20 protein-coding genes are annotated in these 18847 nt (G+C 53.7%); 15 read left to right on the top strand and 5 right to left on the bottom strand.

Translation table 11 applies throughout. The annotated features are described in order from the left end of the window. Positions 1-350: 350 nt before the first annotated feature. Complete coding sequence (locus JK231_RS12920; RefSeq protein ID WP_034822338.1) at positions 351-1280, bottom strand: RepB family plasmid replication initiator protein; 930 nt, start codon at positions 1278-1280, stop codon at positions 351-353. Positions 1281-1760: 480 nt separating this feature from the next. Here JK231_RS12920 and JK231_RS12915 point away from each other — a divergent pair, with 480 nt between their 5' ends. The 4 genes from JK231_RS12915 (at position 1761) to JK231_RS12900 (ending at position 6590) form a co-directional block, all read left to right on the top strand. Further along, a complete protein-coding gene (locus tag JK231_RS12915) occupies positions 1761-3137 on the top strand; it encodes an aldehyde dehydrogenase family protein (RefSeq protein ID WP_097117636.1) in 1377 nt (458 codons plus the stop codon). Between the two features lie 171 nt (positions 3138-3308). Further along, on the top strand, positions 3309-4583 hold the full coding sequence (locus tag JK231_RS12910; protein WP_097117635.1) for a nucleoside permease: 1275 nt from the start codon (positions 3309-3311) through the stop codon (positions 4581-4583). A gap of 11 nt (positions 4584-4594) precedes the next feature. Beyond that, a complete protein-coding gene (locus JK231_RS12905; RefSeq protein WP_211728742.1) occupies positions 4595-5623 on the top strand; it encodes an ADP-ribosylglycohydrolase family protein in 1029 nt (342 codons plus the stop codon). Continuing rightward, the gene (locus JK231_RS12900; RefSeq protein ID WP_160834522.1) at positions 5610-6590 is read left to right on the top strand and encodes a PfkB family carbohydrate kinase; all 981 of its coding nucleotides are present in this window, start codon (positions 5610-5612) and stop codon (positions 6588-6590) included. The genes JK231_RS12905 and JK231_RS12900 overlap by 14 nt, the downstream gene beginning before the upstream one ends. On the opposite strand, the gene JK231_RS12895 is transcribed toward JK231_RS12900, so the two are convergent. Further along, the gene (locus JK231_RS12895; protein ID WP_211728741.1) at positions 6577-7317 is read right to left on the bottom strand and encodes a GntR family transcriptional regulator; all 741 of its coding nucleotides are present in this window, start codon (positions 7315-7317) and stop codon (positions 6577-6579) included. The genes JK231_RS12900 and JK231_RS12895 overlap by 14 nt on opposite strands. Before the next feature lie 198 nt (positions 7318-7515). On the opposite strand from JK231_RS12895, the gene JK231_RS12890 reads away from it, so the two are divergent. Beyond that, a complete protein-coding gene (locus JK231_RS12890; protein WP_211728740.1) occupies positions 7516-7905 on the top strand; it encodes a type II toxin-antitoxin system RelE/ParE family toxin in 390 nt (129 codons plus the stop codon). Continuing rightward, positions 7898-8215, top strand: a complete 318-nt coding sequence (locus JK231_RS12885; protein WP_097117631.1) for a helix-turn-helix domain-containing protein — start codon at positions 7898-7900, stop codon at positions 8213-8215. Before JK231_RS12890 ends, JK231_RS12885 begins: the two co-directional genes overlap by 8 nt. Positions 8216-8257: 42 nt before the next feature. Here JK231_RS12885 and JK231_RS12880 read toward each other — a convergent pair whose 3' ends face one another. Further along, a complete protein-coding gene (locus JK231_RS12880) occupies positions 8258-8443 on the bottom strand; it encodes a tautomerase family protein (RefSeq protein ID WP_034822328.1) in 186 nt (61 codons plus the stop codon). A 191-nt stretch (positions 8444-8634) separates the two neighbouring features. Here JK231_RS12880 and JK231_RS12875 point away from each other — a divergent pair, with 191 nt between their 5' ends. Genes JK231_RS12875 through JK231_RS12860 form a run of 4 tightly spaced genes read left to right on the top strand, consistent with a single transcriptional unit; the run spans position 8635 to position 13272 of the window. Next, positions 8635-10161, top strand: coding sequence for an ABC transporter substrate-binding protein (locus tag JK231_RS12875; protein WP_211728739.1), 1527 nt, complete (start codon positions 8635-8637; stop codon positions 10159-10161). Continuing rightward, complete coding sequence (locus JK231_RS12870) at positions 10161-11096, top strand: ABC transporter permease (protein WP_211728738.1); 936 nt, start codon at positions 10161-10163, stop codon at positions 11094-11096. The genes JK231_RS12875 and JK231_RS12870 overlap by 1 nt, the downstream gene beginning before the upstream one ends. Next, complete coding sequence (locus JK231_RS12865; RefSeq protein WP_211728737.1) at positions 11093-11875, top strand: ABC transporter permease; 783 nt, start codon at positions 11093-11095, stop codon at positions 11873-11875. Before JK231_RS12870 ends, JK231_RS12865 begins: the two co-directional genes overlap by 4 nt. After that, on the top strand, positions 11872-13272 hold the full coding sequence (locus tag JK231_RS12860) for an ATP-binding cassette domain-containing protein (protein WP_211728736.1): 1401 nt from the start codon (positions 11872-11874) through the stop codon (positions 13270-13272). The genes JK231_RS12865 and JK231_RS12860 overlap by 4 nt, the downstream gene beginning before the upstream one ends. Here the strand turns inward: JK231_RS12860 and JK231_RS12855 are convergent. Continuing rightward, positions 13269-13790: a GNAT family N-acetyltransferase gene (locus JK231_RS12855; protein ID WP_160834529.1), complete on the bottom strand. Its 522-nt coding sequence runs from the start codon at positions 13788-13790 to the stop codon at positions 13269-13271. The two genes, JK231_RS12860 and JK231_RS12855, sit on opposite strands and share 4 nt — an antisense overlap. Before the next feature lie 88 nt (positions 13791-13878). Then, positions 13879-14427 carry an XRE family transcriptional regulator gene (locus JK231_RS12850; protein ID WP_045831923.1) on the bottom strand — a complete coding sequence of 183 codons (549 nt, stop codon included), beginning with the start codon at positions 14425-14427 and terminating at the stop codon, positions 13879-13881. A 102-nt stretch (positions 14428-14529) separates the two neighbouring features. On the opposite strand from JK231_RS12850, the gene JK231_RS12845 reads away from it, so the two are divergent. From JK231_RS12845 to JK231_RS12825, 5 genes are all read left to right on the top strand, one after another. Beyond that, positions 14530-15204, top strand: coding sequence for an AzlC family ABC transporter permease (locus JK231_RS12845; RefSeq protein ID WP_211728735.1), 675 nt, complete (start codon positions 14530-14532; stop codon positions 15202-15204). Continuing rightward, positions 15194-15514, top strand: coding sequence for an AzlD domain-containing protein (locus JK231_RS12840; protein WP_211728734.1), 321 nt, complete (start codon positions 15194-15196; stop codon positions 15512-15514). Before JK231_RS12845 ends, JK231_RS12840 begins: the two co-directional genes overlap by 11 nt. Positions 15515-15588: 74 nt before the next feature. Continuing rightward, positions 15589-16059, top strand: a complete 471-nt coding sequence (locus JK231_RS12835; RefSeq protein ID WP_160866964.1) for a GNAT family N-acetyltransferase — start codon at positions 15589-15591, stop codon at positions 16057-16059. A gap of 34 nt (positions 16060-16093) precedes the next feature. Next, positions 16094-17062 (top strand): magnesium/cobalt transporter CorA, encoded by a 969-nt coding sequence (gene corA / locus JK231_RS12830; protein WP_045816797.1) that lies wholly within the window; start codon positions 16094-16096, stop codon positions 17060-17062. A gap of 292 nt (positions 17063-17354) precedes the next feature. Then, entirely contained in the window at positions 17355-18794 is a 1440-nt protein-coding gene (locus JK231_RS12825) for an amidase family protein (RefSeq protein ID WP_249221703.1), read from the top strand. Positions 18795-18847: the final 53 nt, after the last annotated feature.

The following is an 18847-nucleotide window of genomic DNA, read 5'->3' as shown; positions in this document are numbered from 1 at the left end:
TTTTCACTACATCACCACCATTCACTGTAATCAGCAACCAAATACGCTATGGCTGATGTTCACTGTAATCAGCAAACCCGCTGCAAAAGAGGGCGCTCGAGTGTTGAAAACCCACCTAGTAAGTACTCACTATCACAATTAAACCCAATGATTCGTCGATTTTGATAACTCTGCAGGAGGATGTAAGACTAACGTGTCGCTGAATACTGTTTACAGTGAACGTTACTGATTACAGTGAACGAATGAAGGGATGCTGATTACAGTGAACAGTGCGTAGAAGAAGTGTGTCACTTTTGGCGATTAAGTGACACACTCAAGGGCAGGGAGCTGATTACAGTGAACGTGAAAAATCAGTCTTCAAACTCAATATCATCGAGGGAATCAATGCTCTCAAGATTGCTGATACCGTCCAGCTTCGGCGTTCTGCTATGGATAATAAAGAACACAGAACGTCCACGCTTCACCTCTGAATAGTCGAGGTAACCAATCTCCTTAAGCTGCTCCATCGCGCGTCGAACCACGTGGTTTTGCGTGGTCGTCTTAGAGCCTAAGTTTAAACGCATGCGCAGACGCGCCAGCGATATCGGTGCAGGATTGGTTGGCAAACTTTCCAGGTAGGTATATAACGCCTGAGCCGATTCCTTACGTTTGAGGCGTGAGATGGCTCGCAGCTGCAGCAGGACTTTATGGTCAAAGTTATACAGCTCAAACAGTTTGGGATCGGCCTGAATGCGCACCAGATCCTTTTCACGATCGTAATACGCCGACTGCACAAGGTGGGTATGATACGCTTTGCCATTACCTTCAAAGGACAACGTATTGGTTGCGATGCGTCGTAAAGAGGCATCTAAACGCTTACGTAAGGCCGCTGAAGAGTTTGCCGATGGGATCCCGCACATTTTCACGAAATCAATAAACGGCAGCGTCACGGTGTCGCCCTTTGAGGGATAACGCGAAAAAGACTGAATGATGCCAGCCCAGGTTTTGAAATCATTATCCATGTCCAGCCTTGCGCCAGTAATGGTAATCTTTTCATAGCCTTCCGCTTTAACTAACGAAAGGTTCTTGAGCTCTTTGGTGGCGTCCGTTGAAGCCATCGCGCCCGATTTCCCACGCGCAGTAGACTTTAGTGTCGGAACGAACAGACCCAGGCGCATCAACGCGACCGGTTGTACGGTGTTATTTTTATTAGGATGAAGCTGGATAACCTCACCGCTGTTTTTTGTCACCGACAGAAAAGGTTCTAGTAACGCTTTGTTTTCACTCTCTTTATCTGCCATAGCCTGAGATCTTCATTCTGTGGATGAAAAGGATCGATTTCTGATTACAGTGAACATTAACACTGTTTATAGTGAACATTCTACAGTCTATAGTGAATATTATGCTGATTGTAGTGAACGTTTTTCTGATTATAGTGAACGCGATCACCTTCTCAGGCCTTGTGGGGTGCGGCTTGCAGCGATCGGGGATCTCTTAGGATCTCTTTAAGATCTCTCTATGATCTTTCTTTAAGATCTATTCACTGTATAACTGCATAACCCTATGAAGAATCAGCTTCTAACATCAAAAACTGTCAGAATATGCAGGTCAGTAAGATTGATCCCACCAATGGCGAAAAAACATTAATTCTCTGTGAAGAAGATCCGCTTCTTTCATCAGAAGAGAACAACTTCCTCATTATTATTCATTTTTCATCAATCTTCACCGAGCGTAAGGTGAAACTCATATTCATCCCCTACAACTCATGACGAAGGCATCTTATGACTGACAACGTTATTTCACGTAACCCTACCACTGGCGAAATCATCGCATCATATCCATTGCAGAATGCCGCTGAACTCGAAGCTGCGTTGCAGACCAGCGCGGATGCTTTTGCACAATGGCGAGCCACCAGCATGGCACAGCGTGTCATCGTGTTACGCCAGTTAGCAGAACAGATCCGCCAGCGTCAGGATCAACTCGCTACCATGGCAACCCTGGAGATGGGTAAACCCATTGCACAGGCTCGTGCTGAAGTCCTCAAATGTGCAAATCTCTGCGACTGGTATGCAGAACAGGGCCCAGCGATGCTGGCTGACAAGCCTACGCTGGTAGAAAATCAGCAAGCCTGGCAATCGTTTCGTCCATTAGGCGTGATTCTTGCGGTAATGCCGTGGAACTTTCCTTACTGGCAGGTGCTGCGCGGTGCAGTCAGCATGTTGCTGGCAGGCAACACGTATGTGCTCAAACACGCGCCAAGCGTAATGGGTGCAGCCAATCTGATGACAGAACTGTTTGACGCGACAGATCTGCCAAAAGGTGGCTTCACCGTGATTAACGTGGATAACGATGGCGTTTCGGCTGCAATTAAAGATCCGCGTATTGCGGCAGTTGCGGTGACAGGAAGTGTGCGGGCGGGCGGTGCTATTGCAGCACAAGCCGGTGCCGTATTGAAGAAAACGGTACTGGAGCTGGGTGGTGCAGATCCGTTTATCGTACTTGCAGATGCGGATCTGGATGCGGCAGTGGCTTCTGCGGTCACAGGACGCTACCAGAACACCGGACAGGTGTGCATGGCAGCCAAACGGTTCATCATTGAGGAAAGTGTCGCAGAAGCGTTTGAGGCGCGTTTTAGCGCGGCTGTGCAGGCATTGAAAATTGGCGATCCGCTGAATGAAGAAACTTATATCGGACCGATGGCGCGTTATGATCTGCGTGATGAGTTAGACCAGCAGGTGCAGCAGACCCTGAAACAAGGTGCGCGCCTGGTTATCGGTGGTCATAAGATCGATGGCGTTGGCAACTACTACGCACCAACGATCCTTGCTGATGTGACACCCGACATGATCGCCTTCCAGCAGGAGATCTTTGGCCCCGTGGCAGCGATTACCGTGGCACGCAATGCACAGCATGCTTTAGAGCTGGCGAATAACAGCGAATTTGGTTTGAGCGCTACCGTGTGGAGCGGTAATGAAGCGATAGCCAATGAGCTGGCAGAGAAACTGGAAACCGGCGCCGTGTTCATCAATGGCAACGGTGCTTCCGATCCCCGCGTGGCGATTGGTGGTGTGAAGAAGAGCGGCTATGGTCGTGAACTTTCCAGTTTTGGCGTTCACGAATTCTGTAATATCCAGACCGTCTGGAAAAACCGTCGTTAAGACTTTCAGGGCGTGCACTGCACGCCCTTATTCCTCGCTCTATCTCCTGCCTTACTGTTAATCCTCGGTTAAAATTGTTGTGGAGTAGCTCAAAGAATCCGCTAATGGTATTACAAAGGTATTGTTAGTGGTGTTAGATTGGCCTCACCTACACCGGGGAGTCCTATTTTAATGAAAACAACAATCCCAAAATTATCCTTCATGATGTTTCTCGAGTGGTTTATCTGGGGGGCATGGTTTGTGCCGCTCTGGGCTTTCCTCAGCAAAAACGGCTTTTCGCCGGTTGAGATTGCCTGGTGCTATGCCTGTACTTCGATTGCCGCTATCCTGTCGCCGATCCTCGTTGGATCGTTGGCAGACCGCTTCTTCCAGGCACAGAAAGTGTTGTCGCTGCTGATGATCGTCGGTTCCATTCTGATGTATTTCGCGGCCCAGCAGACGCACTTCAGTGGTTTCTTCCCACTGCTGCTGTTGTATGCGCTCACTTACATGCCGACCATTGCGCTGACTAACAGTATTGCTTTCTCGCATGTCAAAGATGTCGAACGCGATTATCCACGCGTGCGGGTCATGGGCACTTTAGGCTGGATTGCGTCAGGCATTGCCTGTGGTTTCCTGCCGCCGCTGATGGGCTATGGCGACATTTCAGCCAGTAATGTGCCGCTGCTGATCACTGCTGCCAGTTCACTGGTGTTGGGGATCTTTTCGCTGATGCTGCCGGCAACCGAGCCGAAAAGCACCGGCAAATTCAGCCTGCGTGTGGCACTGGGTCTGGATGCGCTGCATCTCCTGAAAGATCGCAGTTTCCTTGTGTTCTTCGTCTGCTCATTCCTGTTCAGCATGCCGCTGGCTTTTTACTACATCTTTGCCGAAGGCTACCTGACGGAGGTGGGCCTGCCGCACGCCACCGGTTGGATGACGCTGGGTCAGGTATCGGAGATCTTCTTCCTGCTGGCACTGCCGTTCTTTATCAAGCGCTTTGGCATTGGCAAAGTGTTGCTGCTTGGCTTAACCACCGCAGCGCTGCGCTACATATTCTTCGTGTTCGGCGGCGATCAAAATGCCCTGACGATTGGCCTGTTGTTTATGGGCATCCTGCTGCACGGCGTCAGCTATGACTTCTACTTCATCACGGCTTACATCTACGTTGATAAAAAAGCACCGGTCGCGATGCGCAACGCAGCACAGGGCCTGATCACGCTCGCATGCCAGGGGATTGGCAGCTTGCTGGGCTATCGTCTCGGCGGATATTTGATGCAAGAGATGTTCGCTTACGACCAGCCTCGCAATGGCCAAACGTTCAACTGGGCGGGCATGTGGATGTTTGGCAGCGTGATGATCATCATTATCACCATCGCCTTCATCGTGCTGTTCCGCGATGGCAAAAAACGCAGTGAAGAATTAACTGCTTTCGAGCAATCAGCCACCGCTGATAGCCATAAATAAGAGATGTAATGATGACAATGACACTCCAGGAAAAACGGATTTTGGGCGCTTTCTATGGTCAGGCGCTGGGCGATGCGATGGGCATGCCATCGGAATTGTGGCCGCGCAGTCGCGTTAAGCAGCATTTTGGCTGGATTGATGGTTTTCTGCCGGGGCCTGCTGAAAACAATGCCGCCTGTTATTTTGGCCGCGCGGCATTCACTGACGACACTTCGATGGCGCTGGCTTTGGCAGATGCGATAGTCACGCATGATGGCGATATCAACGCGGAGACCATTGGTGCCCATATCCTGCACTGGGCAGAGGAGTTTGATGCCTTCAACAAAAACGTATTGGGACCCACATCCAAAATAGCCCTGAATGCACTGAAAACGGGAACGCCAGTGGCGCAGCTGGAGAACAACGGCATGACCAATGGCGCGGCGATGCGCGTTTCACCGCTTGGTTGTCTGTTGCCAGCCAAAGATCTGGATGCCTTTATTGACGCTGTCGCACTGGCATCAAGTCCTACGCATAAATCTGATGTCGCCATCGCGGGGGCAACGGTGATTGCCTGGGCAGTGTCACGTGCCATTGACGGCGCAAGCTGGGCATACATCCGCGATGAGCTGCCTGCGATTGCGCGCGCTGCGCAGGAAAAACGCGTCACGACCTTTAGCGCGTCCATGGCCGCGCGTGTTGAGCTGGCGTTGAGCGTTGTGGCGCAGGGCAGAGGTGTGGAGTCAACGATGCAGCAGATTTATGATTTGGTGGGGACCGGGACGGCCACTATCGAATCGGTTCCAGCTGCTATTGCAATGGTTGAGCTGACCAACACCGATCCGAATCGCTGCGCTATTCTTTGTGCCAATCTGGGTGGCGATACCGATACCATCGGCGCGATGGCGGTGGCCATTTGCGGAGCGCTGCATGGCATTGATGGGATTGATTCACAGTTAAAAGCCGAACTGGATGCTGCCAACGCGCTGGATTTCACTCGCTATAGCAACGCATTCATGCGTTTCCGTCAGCAGCGTGAGGCCGTTTATGCTGACGCCTGATGACCTGAACCGGCTGGAAGGACGTCTGCCGGTGTGCGTGATTGGTGCCGCTGTGGTGGACGTGATTGCCGATGCCTATTCGTTACCGCATCGGGGAAGTGATATTGAACTCCACCAGCAGGGCGTCAACGTGGGCGGTTGTGCGTTGAATGTAGCTATCGCGTTGCATCGGTTGGGCATTCCATCCATCAACGCGCTGCCGCTGGGTAACGGCATTTGGGCCAGTATTGTGCGGCAGAAGCTGATGGAATATGGCCTTCAAAGCGTGCTGGAAACCAGTAAAGGAGACAATGGCTGGTGTCTGGCACTGGTGGAGCCGGATGGTGAGCGCACGTTTCTGTCGGTTAGCGGTGTCGAAAATCTGTGGGATGCTGAACTGCTGCGCACATTGCCACAACCCCCACACCGTTGGATCTACCTGTCTGGCTATCAACTGACCAGCAAAAGCGGCGATGTGCTGATCGACTGGCTCGAACAGCAGGCGCATAACTATCAATTGCTGGTGGATTTCGGTCCGCGTTTGGCTGACATCGGGGAGCGTCAATTTGCCCGTATTATGGCGCTAAAACCACTGATTACAGTGAACAGACAGGAAGCAGAGTTACTGTGGCTGGAGCGTTTGAACCAGCATCAAGCCTTTGATGCCCGTCAGTTAATGGCTCAATGGCAACAACACTTTGGCGCTGCGTTGGTGGTGCGTCTAGACAGTGATGGCGCAGGTTATATCGATGCAGAGTCGCAGGGTTGGATCCCTGCTCTGGCAACGCAAGTAGTCGATACGATTGGCGCCGGTGACAGCCATGCGGGGGGAGTGTTAGCCGGGCTCGCGTCAGGTTGGTCGCTGGCGGAAAGTGTGGCATTGGGTAATGCCGTGGCGTCTTATGTGGTGTCACAACGCGGTGGTGATTGTGCACCCGATCGCGCCACGCTGCAGAGCTATTGGCAGCAAAGACTTACTCAGCAATAAACACGTACATGTCGCTGCGGCAGTAGCTGATGCTGTACTCCAGAGGATTGCCTTGCGCGTCAAGTGCCAGCTGTTTAATCACTAACACAGGGACATTGGCGGGCAGGGCAATCTGCTGCTGGAGCGCTTCATCAGGCATGCGGGCACTCACTCTGCTTTGGGACTTAACCGGCAAAATCTGTTGCTTGTTAAAGTAATCATACAAAGAAATTCCAATGTCATCGGCATCTGCAATAAAGTGTGCCGGCACCCAGGATTCTTCAACTGACACCGCTTGCTGATCGACATAACGAATACGCTTCAGCAAGTAGACTTCGCTACCTTTGCTTAATCCCAGTTTTTCACCGATTTCCGCACTGCACTGAATTTTGCTCTTATTGATCCACACCGTATCAGGTTTTTTACCGCGTAAAACCGCCTGATGCGACAAACCTTTGGGCTCTTTCAGCGAATACTCAAACTGGCTGCAAATCTGTGTGCCGTAACCGCGCGAACGAAACACCACCCCCTCTTTTTCCAGCTCATCCATCGCTTTACGCACCGTAATACGCGAGATGCTGAGCGACTGGCTGAATTCTCGCTCACCGGGCAGGATCTCTTCATGCACCAGGATGCCATCACGCACCGCCTCTTTGATGGCGGCGGCAAAGCGCTTGTACAACGGCGTACGGCTCTCTTCAGCCAGTGTGGTGGTAAGCCGCGAAAACAGCGGATTCTGTTCAGTCATAGCGGGCTGAGCACTCAATTGGGTTAGCCAGGGGTGAGATATGATACTGAATTTTCACCGTTCGCGTAGCGACTTTAACCACATGTTATTGCGGTTATTAGCGCTTAGATTCAACCAATCCTTTCGCTTGTAATTTGACCTAACCCGTAACGAAGACTATAGTCACGCTTACGGATATTTTAAGGCAAGGAGGGGTAAATGGGCATTTACCTGACGCCAGAATTTCAGGAAGAGAGATGTAATGCACGCATCAATGATAAAATTTTGTGTAAAGCTGCAAAGTCGATTTTTGCGGGATTACATGGAGACCCATTAGGACGTTACACGTTCAAAAAACGACTCGGGTTGCCTGGTGTGGGGGCATCTGACGGCGCGCGTAGCATTGTTTTCTTCAATTATGGCAACAACATTTATTTCTTTGATATGTTCTTGAAAAGTCAGCTATCAAAGAAGAAAGGCAAAGAACTTGAAGATGATGAAATTGATGCTTATTGCCGTATCGCTCGGGATTTTATTGCGATGTCAGATGAGAAGGTCCGGGAGTTGATTAAGTTAAAAGAACTAATCGAGGTAACTTGTGATGACTGAACGCTTAAAGAAAATCCACGATATGGCGCAGCGCTATAACCAATTGGGCGTTGTTCAGGGCGAGACGGTTGCGGAAATCAGTGCGGCGATCGAAGCTCGTAATATCCCTCCAGTACGCGCTATGTCTGGGATTGAGATTAAAGCGGTACGCTTAAGATGGAAGATGTCGCAGGCGGCGCTGGCAATGACTACAGGCATGTCAGTTGAGAGTGTTTCAAAGTGGGAACGTAACGAGAGTAAACCCAATAAAGCGGCTTTGCGTATCCTCAACACCATTGAAGACAAAGGCCCAGCGGTTTTCATTCTATAAAACATAAAAGCCCTGTTGGGCTTTTATGCATCAAATAACCTATCACCGCTCATCAAACGGCACGCCGCCTTTAGATTTATGATGCTTAGGCGTTTCAATGATTGAGACCGTCACCGAATTGGCATCAATCTCAAACGAGTCCGCGACTGCGGCAGTCACCGCTTTCAGCAACTTCTTCTTCTGCTCAACCGTGCGGCCTTCCGCAGCATAGACAACGATTTCTGGCATTTCCGTTTCTCCTTGAGGGTTCAGATTCGGTTTCAGCATAACCCAGTCATGCCCGAGCATGCAGTGTCAATTTGTCATAAACACCCGCGCAAACCGTTTATCCCCGCAGGCGATCTGTGTTTAAATGTGTATTGTTATGTTATAACATAATTTCTCTGGGATTTTTGTAGCGGTATTTTTCGGAAACCATAATGAAATCAATGAAAAAATTGCTGATCGCCACGGCGCTCGGCCTGGCTTCGTGCGCCTCATTCGCGGCGCAGCATCAGGAAAACACGGTGCGCATTGCCGCTCCGTTTGAAATTAAAGGTGCCGATCCGGCGCTTTCCGGTGACATCCTTCTGCGCATGGATGTGGTGGAAACGCTGGTGGAAGTGAACCAACGCGGTGAACCGATCCCGGCTTTGGCGAAGAGTTGGCAGGTCTCGGAAGACGGTTTGCGCTGGCAATTACAGCTGCGCGATAACGTGCATTTCCATGATGGTTCGCCACTGGATGCGGCAGCGGTAGTGAAATCACTCAATACTGCGCGGAGTAAAGCGGGATTACTGGATAAAACACCGATCACTGAGATCAGCGGAGAAGGGCAGGTGTTGACCATCACGCTGCGCGAGCCTTTCACACCTCTGCTTTCCGTCCTGGCGGAAAGTCGCTCGCAAATTCTGGCGTTATCCAGCTGGGATGCACAGGGCAACATCACGCGCATCATCGGCTCCGGGCCGTTTATGCTGACCGCCTTTCAGCCGCCGCAGTCGTTAGCGGTAAAACGCTTTGAAGGTTACTGGGGAGAAAAACCATACATCGCCGCAGCCAGCTATCTCTCTGCTGGCCGGGCAGAGACCCGCGCGCTATTAGCAGAAAGCGGTGATGCGGATTATGTGTTCAATCTGGATGCCCCCAGCCGTCAGCGTCTGGCACACAAACCTGCGCTGCAACTTCCCGCAATCCCCGTGCCGCGCACGCTTATGCTGAAGCTCAATCTGGGCGATCCGCTGTTAGCGGAACAGCCGGTGCGTGAAGCGATCAGCATGGCCATTGATCGTAATGCGTTAGCGATGGCGGTGTTGCGCTATCCGAGTGCTGCCAGCCAGTTGTTCCCGCCGAACATGGGCGAGTGGCACAATGCGGCGCTGCCTCCACTCTCCTATCAGCCGGATTCGGCGGTCACGCTGTTGCAGAAAGCCGGCTGGCAACCGGGATCAGATGGTGTGCTGACCCGCAACGGCCAGCGATTCAGCCTGACGCTGCTGACCTTCCCGGATCGCCCTGAACTGCCGTTGATGGCGATGGTTATCCAGCAGCAACTGCGCAAAATCGGTATTGAAGTGAAGATCAACTCAACCAATGCCAGCGAAATTCCTGCCCAGCACCACAGCGGGAAACTGCAACTGGCGCTGTTCTCACGCAACTTTGCACTCACGCCCGATCCAACCGGCACCTTATTGCAGGATTATGCCGAGAAAGGTGGCGACTGGGGGGCGATGAACTGGCATCCGACAGGATTCAGTGGCGCACTGCATACCCTGACGCAATCCACCGATGCCTCCGCGCGTGCCAAAGCTCGAACACTCATCACTTCGGCACTGCAACAGGATCTCCCGGTGATTCCAATCGCCTGGTATCAACAATCAGCAGCGATCAACAGTCAGTTGCAAAACGTCGCGCTCGATCCGTTTGAGCGTCACTTTGGCCTGCGCCAACTGCGTTGGGAGCCGTGATGATCAAACAACTTTGCTGGCGGCTGATGCAGGCATTTTTTGTCGTGCTCTCGGTGGGATTACTCACCTGGTTTTTGGTCCGGTCGCTGCCGGGCGATATGGCGTGGCGCATTGCCAGCGGTCGTTACGGCTATGATCGGGTTGATGCGGATGCCGTCGCGCGCGTGCAGCAGGAGTTAAGTGGCGCAGCCGATCAAGGCAGCGCCTTACTGCACTGGCTGTTCGATCTGCTGCAATTCAACTTTGGTCGCTCGCTGGTTTCCGGCGAACCGGTGATGGATGAACTGCGTTGGCAACTGAGTCAGACGCTGGCGTTAGCCGGTGTTTCATTGCTACTGGCAATCATTATCACGCTGCCGTTGGGTATCTGGGCCGGTTGCCATGCCAATGGCAAACTGGATCGGCTGCTGTTTTGGCTGACATCGATGCTTAAGTCTGTGCCGCATTTTGCACTGGGTATGCTGCTGATCGTGCTGTTCGCGCTGCAACTCGACTGGCTGCCGAGTGTGGGACACGGTGAGCTGCGTCATTTCCTGTTACCCGCTTTGACGCTGGCCTTGTCGCTAAGCGCGGTGGGCGTGCGTGTGGTGCGCGAAGCCACCTGGCAGGTGGTGAACGCGGGTTATTACCAATGGGGGGAGCAAAAAGGTCTGGCGACCGTCACTTTGCTGCGTCGTCATGGTTTACGCAATCTGGGAACACCGGTACTCACCTGGTTCGGCATGCAGTTTGTCTGGCTGGTGGAAGGCGTGGTGGTAGTGGAAACGTTGTTTGCCTGGCCGGGCATTGGGCATGCGTTGGTTCATGCCATTTTCGCCCGCGATGTGCCGGTAATTCAGGCCAGTGCCATGACGCTCGGCCTGCTGTTTGTCCTGCTAAATATGCTGGTAGATGCAGGTTGCCATCTGCTTGATCCGCGAGGGACGCGCCCATGAAATTAACTTCACGTCATGTCGGTTTACTGCTGCTAGCTCTGCTACTGAGCTACGCCTTTTTACTGCCTCTGTTTCATCATGGTGATCCTCTGCAACAAGAACTGCTCAACATGTTGCAGCCGCCCAGCCAGGCCAATCTGTTAGGTTTTGATCACCTGGGACGTGACATGTTGCCGCGCCTGAGTGCGGCGCTGCGCCTGTCACTGGGTCTGGCTGCACTGTGCGTGATCAGTGCGATGCTGGTCGGTGTGCTGGCTGGCGTACTCAGCGCGCTTTATGGTGGAGTGCTCGACCGTGTGGTCAGCATGCTGGGGGATATGTGCCTCGCGCTGCCCGGCCTGCTGCTGGTGCTGTTACTGGCGGCGATTGCCCCGGACTCACCGGAGATGCTGTGGTTAGGCATTTCGATGGTGCTGTGGGTGGAATTCTTCCGTGTGACACGCGCCACCTTACGTCCGATTGTGCATTCGCCGGGTATGCAGGCGTCGAAACTGCTGGGTTTTAACGCGATCTACCGCTTTCATCGTCACCTTTGGCCGGCACTCGCACCTGTACTGCTTACCGTTGCACTGTTCTCGTTTAGCAGCGCCATCATGGCGGTATCGGCACTAGGATTTATCAGCGTCGGTGTCCGTCCACCGACACCGGAATTGGGCTTGATGATGACCGAACTGCTGCCCTTTGCCTGGGAAGCCCCCTGGTTGCTGCTACAGCCTGTGGTCGCACTGTTTTTATTGCTGATTAGCCTTAACCTGATGATGAATAAGGAGCGTGCATGAAAGGATTACAGGCCATCGGCATAACCATCGCAACAGCAGAAGCCACGCTGGTGGAGCCGGTTGATTTCCACTTGCAACCTGGCCAACCGCTCACTTTATTGGGTGAGACTGGCTCCGGAAAAAGCCTGTTGGCGCAGGCGGTAATGGGAATTTTGCCGGAGACACTTCAGGCCAGCGGAACCCTGATCATCAACGGTCAACGCTATCAGTTACCGCAGGATCGTGATGCGTTACGCAGCTTGTGGGGAAGGACTATGGCCTCGCTGCCACAAGAACCCTGGCTGGCGCTCGATCCCACCATGGCGATTCAGCAGCAGGTCGCGGAAGGCTATCAATATATCCGAGGGTATTCCGCGCCGCGAAGCATGGCGGCTGCGCAGGATGACCTTGCGCAACTGGGTTTACAGGCAGCGGCACAAAAATTCCCGTGGCAACTGTCCGGTGGCATGGCGCAGCGCGCGGCATTTGCGGCGGCGCGCGCGGGCGGTGCGGAGATTTTGATAGCAGATGAACCGACTAAGGGTTTGGATGTGTCCCGACGCGATGACGTTGCTGCTTTGCTGGGTCGTGAAGTGGCTGAAGGTGGGACTTTAATGACCATCACGCACGATATTGCGCTGGCGCGTCAGTTGGGCGGAGACGTTATCGTCATGCATAAGGGCAAAGTGATCGAGCAAGGCGCAGCGCAGCAAGTGTTATACACCCCGCAGCAGGGTTATACGCGTGAATTGCTGGCCGCCGATCCCGTTGCCTGGCCGCAACGGCAAAGCACGGTGATCCGCAGCAAACCCGTGGTAAGTGCGCAAGGATTAAAACTGCAGCGCGGCGGAAATACGTTGGGTGTACCAGAAAATTTCACCCTGCATGCTGGGGAAATTGTCGGTTTACATGGCGCCAGCGGCAGTGGAAAAAGCAGCTTTGGCGACGTATTGCTGGGATTACTCGCGCCACAGCAGGGCAGCATTACACGTCACGTCGCGGCGAGCGCGCTGAAGTATCAGAAGATCTATCAGGATCCCTCGGCATTGTTTCCCCCCACGCGCACACTGTCACAAAGCCTGGAGGAGGTGCTGCGTCGTCATCGCATTGAAAGGTCAAAACGCGACTCGCTAATGGAGCAATTAGCGTTAGATCCTTCATTACTCACGCGCTGCCCCGATTCGCTCTCGGGCGGCGAGTTACAGCGCTTCTCTCTGTTACGCGTCATGCTGCTTGAGCCGGTTTTCCTGTTCGCCGATGAGCCTACATCGCGACTCGATCCGCTGGTACAGCAGCAAACTCTGCAGCTGATAACGCAGATGGCGCGTCAGCTGCAGTGCGGCGTGCTGCTGGTGAGCCACGATCGCGAACTGCTGGAGAAGGGGACAGATCGCGTGATTGCGATGCAGGCGGCTTAACGTTCTGGCGGCTGGCTATCACCGACACCCAGTGAGCGCTGCATCACGACGGTGTCGAGCCAGCGGCCATGTTTGAATCCCACCGATTTCATCACACCGGTGTGCTCGAAGCCGAGCGCCCGGTGTAATCCCAGCGAACCCTGATTGGCGCTATCTCCCACGATGGCGATGATCTGGCGAAAGCCTGCTGCTTCTGCCAGCGCAATCGCTTTTTGCAATAACGCCCGCCCGACGCCACGCCCGGTCTGTTCATGATCGAGATAAATCGAATCTTCCAGCGTGAAGCGATAGGCATAGCGCGGTCGATAAGGTGCCAGATAACAATAACCCAATACCTGTTCATCCTCTTGCGCCACCAGCCAGAAGCCTCCGCGCTGCTGCACATCTTTGACGCGGTTGAGCATTTCGCTTTCGCTGGGCGGTTCGGTTTCAAAGGTGGCGGTGCCGTGGAGGACGTGCCACGCATAGATTTTCTGAATGGCAGCGGCGTGATGGGGTCGGGCGGGAATAATATCCATATGTTCCTGATAATCGGCTAGTGAAAAACACAGGATGCCACTGTGTCACGCGCCAATCATCGGGTTTGAACATAGGAAATTATTATGATTAATTTTGCTCCGACAGCTGCACTGCCATGGTATTCGCTTCCAGCGCTTCGAAGATGTGCGGTTCGTCGGCGGGGTAGCAGATGTAGTCACCGGGATGAAGTTCGACCGGGGCATCGGTAGGCCCAACAAGTGCGCGACCCTGCGCAATAATGATGTGTTCTACGGAACCGGGCGGATGCGGATGAGAGGCGCGCGGTGCGCCCGGCTGGCTGGTGATTAGATATAAATCACGACGTCCGCCCGGCGGACAGCTGGCCAGTAGCGCGGCCTGGTAATCCGCGAGTTCAGCCGACACCATCATGCCCTCACCACGACGGATCACCTGCAAACGCTTCACTTCCGGCTCCATCAGGCGGGCGAACGGAATATTGAGCGCCACGCACAGTGACCATAACGTCTCAATGCTGGGATTGCCATTGCCCGCTTCCAGTTGTGAAAGCGTGGATTTCGCAATGCCAGCGCGGCGGGCGACTTCGGTTAACGAGAGCCCGGCACGCTGGCGTTCGCGCACTAATCCAGCAGAGATAAGATCGATCGGTGGTGTCACAATTACTCCTGTTCTTTATATCGAACGTTTTGTTCATCTTGTAAAACAATTCGGGCGCGTTCATTATAACGGCTTTCCTGTTCGATATGAGATCAAATTGTGATGCGTCTGGGTGCAGTTCCGCTTGATCGCGGCGTATTAAAAGCGATTTTCCTGGTTTGTCTGGCCGACGGTATTGTCGGGCTCTCTTACGGTTCGCTGGCGGCGGCGGATGGTTTTCCACTGTGGGTGCCCATCGCGCTTTCGACGATGGTGCTGGCAGGCGCATCCGAGTTTCTGTTCATCGGCATTGTGGCCGGTGGTGGCAGCCCATTAACAGCAGCGGCGGCGGGTTTGCTGGTCAACGCGCGGCACTTGCCCTTTGGTATTGCAGTGAAAGATCTGGTCGGCCAGGGCGGACGCAGTTTGCTGGGTTGCCATATCATGAATGACGAAAGCGTGGTGTTTGGCATTTCGCAAAAGACGCTTTCCCAGCGACGCGCCGCATACTGGGTGTGTGGTTTAGGGATTTTTGCTATCTGGCCACTCAGTGTGGTGTGCGGCGCATTTATCTGGCGCTTCATTCCCGATGTCTCGGCGATTGGTCTCGATGCGGTTTTCCCTGCCATCTTGATCGCGCTGATATTTCCCGCTTTGCGTCAACGTCGCACGCGGATTCCGGCCACGCTCGGTACGGCATTGTCAGTACTCGCCACGCCGTTTGTTCCGGCGGGAATGCCAGTATTGTTTTCATTGTTGGGCTTATTAAGCTGGCGGGAGCGCAAAAATGCACAATAACCTCGTGATTGCCGGGATCGCGCTGCTCGCCGTCGGCACTTGTGTGATGCGCTTCGCGGGTTACCGACTAGGAAGCCGTATGCCGATGTCGGAATCGGTGCGCAATATGCTCTCGGATGCTGCTACGGTGCTATTACTGGCGGTTGCCGTCACCACCGCACTATTTGAAGGCAGCCACTTCGCAGGTGTCGCGCGGATAGCGGGCGTGTTGTTTGCCGTGTTTCTCGCCTGGCGCCGTACGCCATTGATTTTAGTGATTGTTGGCGCGGCCGTGATGACGGCATTGCTGCGTTATTTTGGGGTGCCTTAAGCCAAAAAGAACAAACTTGCGGCAAGGGTTTTGCTACTGTGGGACTTCCGTATTCATCGCACAGAGAAGAATCCATGACACCGCGCTTAGCGCTTCCACATGAAGCCGCCAACTTGTGGCGTATTCGCAATCTCGCGATTCGCGATGGCTGCCAGTCAGTTTATCCGCCTGAAGTGATTGCCGCATGGACGCCTGACGCGTTGCCGTCAGGTTACTTTGAGGCGATTAAGGGCAATCCTTTCTACGTGATCGACGATCCTGAGTTGGGCGCTGCCGCTACGGGCTTTCTCGATCTCAAAAGCGGCAGTGTGGAAGCGATATTTACCCTGCCAGCGTGCAACGGCAAAGGCTATGCCAGCGCCATTATGAACGCGATTATCGCGGAAGCCCGCCAGCGCGGTTTTCGGCAGTTGACCCTGGCCGCAACACCCAATGCCAGCGGTTTCTATCTGCGCCATGGCTTTAGCACCGTGCGTGAAGCCTTGTATCCTTCCGCTCTGGCCAAAGCCGATCTCCCCTGCGTCGAAATGATACTGACACTATGATTGAGTAAGTGAAAACAACATGGACAGCGCCAAAATGGTGATTAACTGTGTGGCTTATCGCCACGGCAAACGTGAAGAGCATGTCGATGTCGCCGACATCAGCGAAGTACTCAAAGACGAAAGTGCGTTTATCTGGCTGGGTTTGAATCAGCCTGAACCGGCTTTTATGCAGACGTTGCAGGAAGAGTTTGGCCTGCATGAGCTAGCGATTGAGGATGCGCTGGTGGCCCATCAGCGCCCGAAGATTGAGCAATATGGTGAGTCGGTATTTATCGTGGTGAAAACGGCACATCTCGACGATCAGCAGCGCATCAGCTTTGGTGAAACCCACTTTTTCCTCGGTAAAAACTTCCTGATCACCGTCCGCCACGGTTCATCGGAGGGCTATGCGGCAATTCGCGCCAGGGCAGAAAAAAACCACACTATGTTGTGTCAGGGACCGGGTTACGCGTTTTACTGCATCCTCGATTTTATCGTTGACCACTACAGTAAAATCACCGAATCACTCAGTGAACGTATCGGTACGCTGGAAGAGGGCATGTTTACCACCCGCTTTGACAGCAAAACGCTGGAGGATGTCTATCATCTGCGGCGCGAACTGCTGGCGCTGCGCAATGCCGCGATGCCGGTGACTGAAATTTGCGCCCAGCTGGCGCGTTTTCACGAAGACATTATTCCGAAGAACCTGCGTGCCTACCTGCGTGACGTTCAGGATCATGCTCATCACGTGATGATCGATGCCGAGGATATGCGTGAAATGCTCACCAGCGCGATGCAGGTCAATCTGGCGCTGGTGTCGGTTCAGCAGAGCGAAGTGAATAAAAAGTTGGCGGGCTGGGGTGCGGTGCTGATCGTCCCGACCATTGTCTTCAGTATGTACGGCATGAACTTCTCTGATATGCCCGAACTGAAAACCCACTTTGGTTATCCCGCGGTACTGGTGGTGACGCTGGCGATCTGTGGTGTGATGTGGTCACGACTGAAAAAAGCAGGCTGGTTGTAATCTTTTTATCAGATGACTTTATTATCACTGTGCTGATGATAGCGGCGCAGTGAATTAATATCTCCATCCACACATTTCCCTGAACGATTTAACTGCAACTGAGTGATTGAGCGGCCTGTCGCGCAAAACCTTCATCCAATTGCCACGGTTTTGTCATTTCGCTGTTTTTTTCATCATCATCTTTTCCTATAACAACGCCAGATTAAATACAACATATCCCACATTAACCACATGACCCGGTCTTGCTTCATTCGCCAACTGTTGCCACTATCGCTACATAGTGATGCCAGAAATGCAGGGTGTAACCATGGCGGTGGACCAGAATTTATTTAACTCGATGCCTGATGTTATTGGCGCGGCGCAGCAGATTCGTCGCGGTGATATCAGCAGTGAAAAGCTGGTGGGGGATTGCCTTCAGCAAATAAAATCCCACAATCCCACATTGAATGCCTTTGGTGATGTTTACGATGAGCAGGCGATGGAAGAGGCTAAAAGCTGCGATCGCGAACGTCAGTCGGGCAAGAGTCGGGGTCCATTGCACGGTGTGCCATTCGGCGTCAAAGATCTGTTCTCAACGGCTGGGTTGCGCACCACCAAAGGTTCACTCACCTCACTGGATAACGTACCAGAACATGACGCGCCGATTATTGAGCGACTGAAGGCGGCGGGAGCGATCATTGTCGGCAAAACCGCGACCACCGAGTTTGGCTGGACCGGATCAAGCTATTCACGGGTATTTGGTCATGGGCGCAATCCGTGGGATCCGGCGTTAACCAGCGGCGGTTCCAGTTCGGGATCGGCAATCAGCGTGGCGGCGCGCATGGTGCCCGCCGCGCTGGGCTCCGACGGTGGCGGATCGGTGCGTATCCCCGGTGCTTTTTGTGGCATTTTCGCCCTTAAAGCCTCGCTGGGACGCATCCCAACCTGGCCGTGGTCTGCCACTGAAATGCTCAGTCATGCCGGGCCGATGACGCGCACGGTTCGTGATAGCGCACTGCTGTTTGATCTGCTTTCTGGACCGGATGCGCGCGACCATCAGGCGCTACCAGCGAAAAATGAATCCTGGCTGGCACGCTGCGACCAGCCATTGCCCGCGCTGCGTGTGCATTACAGTCCCACGCTGTTTAACACACCGGTCGACGAGCAGATTGCGCGTTGCGTCGAACAGGCGGTGGAGCAGATTGCCCATACGTTACCGGTGACGCTCACGGCACGCCCGCTGGATTGGTCATCACCGTTTGAGACATTTGACACTTTATGGAGCGGCGGGCGCGGTGTGGCGTATGGTGCCGCACTGCAGCAGCAGCTCGACCAGCTCGATCCGGGCTTTGCCGCGCTGATTGAACACGCGCAGCGCCTGAATCTGGCCGACTACCTGGCGGCGCAGAAACAACGAGCGGCGTTTGCCGGACAAGTGCACGCCTTGTTTGACAGCGTGGATTTACTGATCACGCCTACGCTGCCAGTGCTGCCGTTCTCGGCCGATCGCCATGTGCCGGAAAATCAGTCGCCGGGCGACAGCGGAGTAGAGTGGGCGCGCTGGACACCTTTCACCTGGCCATTCAATTTGAGTGGTAATCCGGCGGCGACGATTCCCTGTGGTTTTACCGCGCAAGGTTTACCGGTGGGTTTGCAGGTGATCGGCCGACGTTATGCGGAAGGCGACGTATTGCAGTTCTGCGCGGCGCTCGAAGCCCTGATGCCGTGGGATCAACATCAACCTTCTCTGTAAGGCGCGGCCTTGAGACCGCCCGATAGGTATACTGCGGTTTTGGCCTCTAAAAA

The sequence above is a fragment of the Pantoea sp. JGM49 genome (genome assembly GCF_018257655.1).
In the GTDB taxonomy this organism is placed as follows: Bacteria; Pseudomonadota; Gammaproteobacteria; order Enterobacterales; family Enterobacteriaceae; genus Pantoea; species Pantoea communis.
This window is presented reverse-complemented; position numbering and strand designations above follow the sequence as displayed.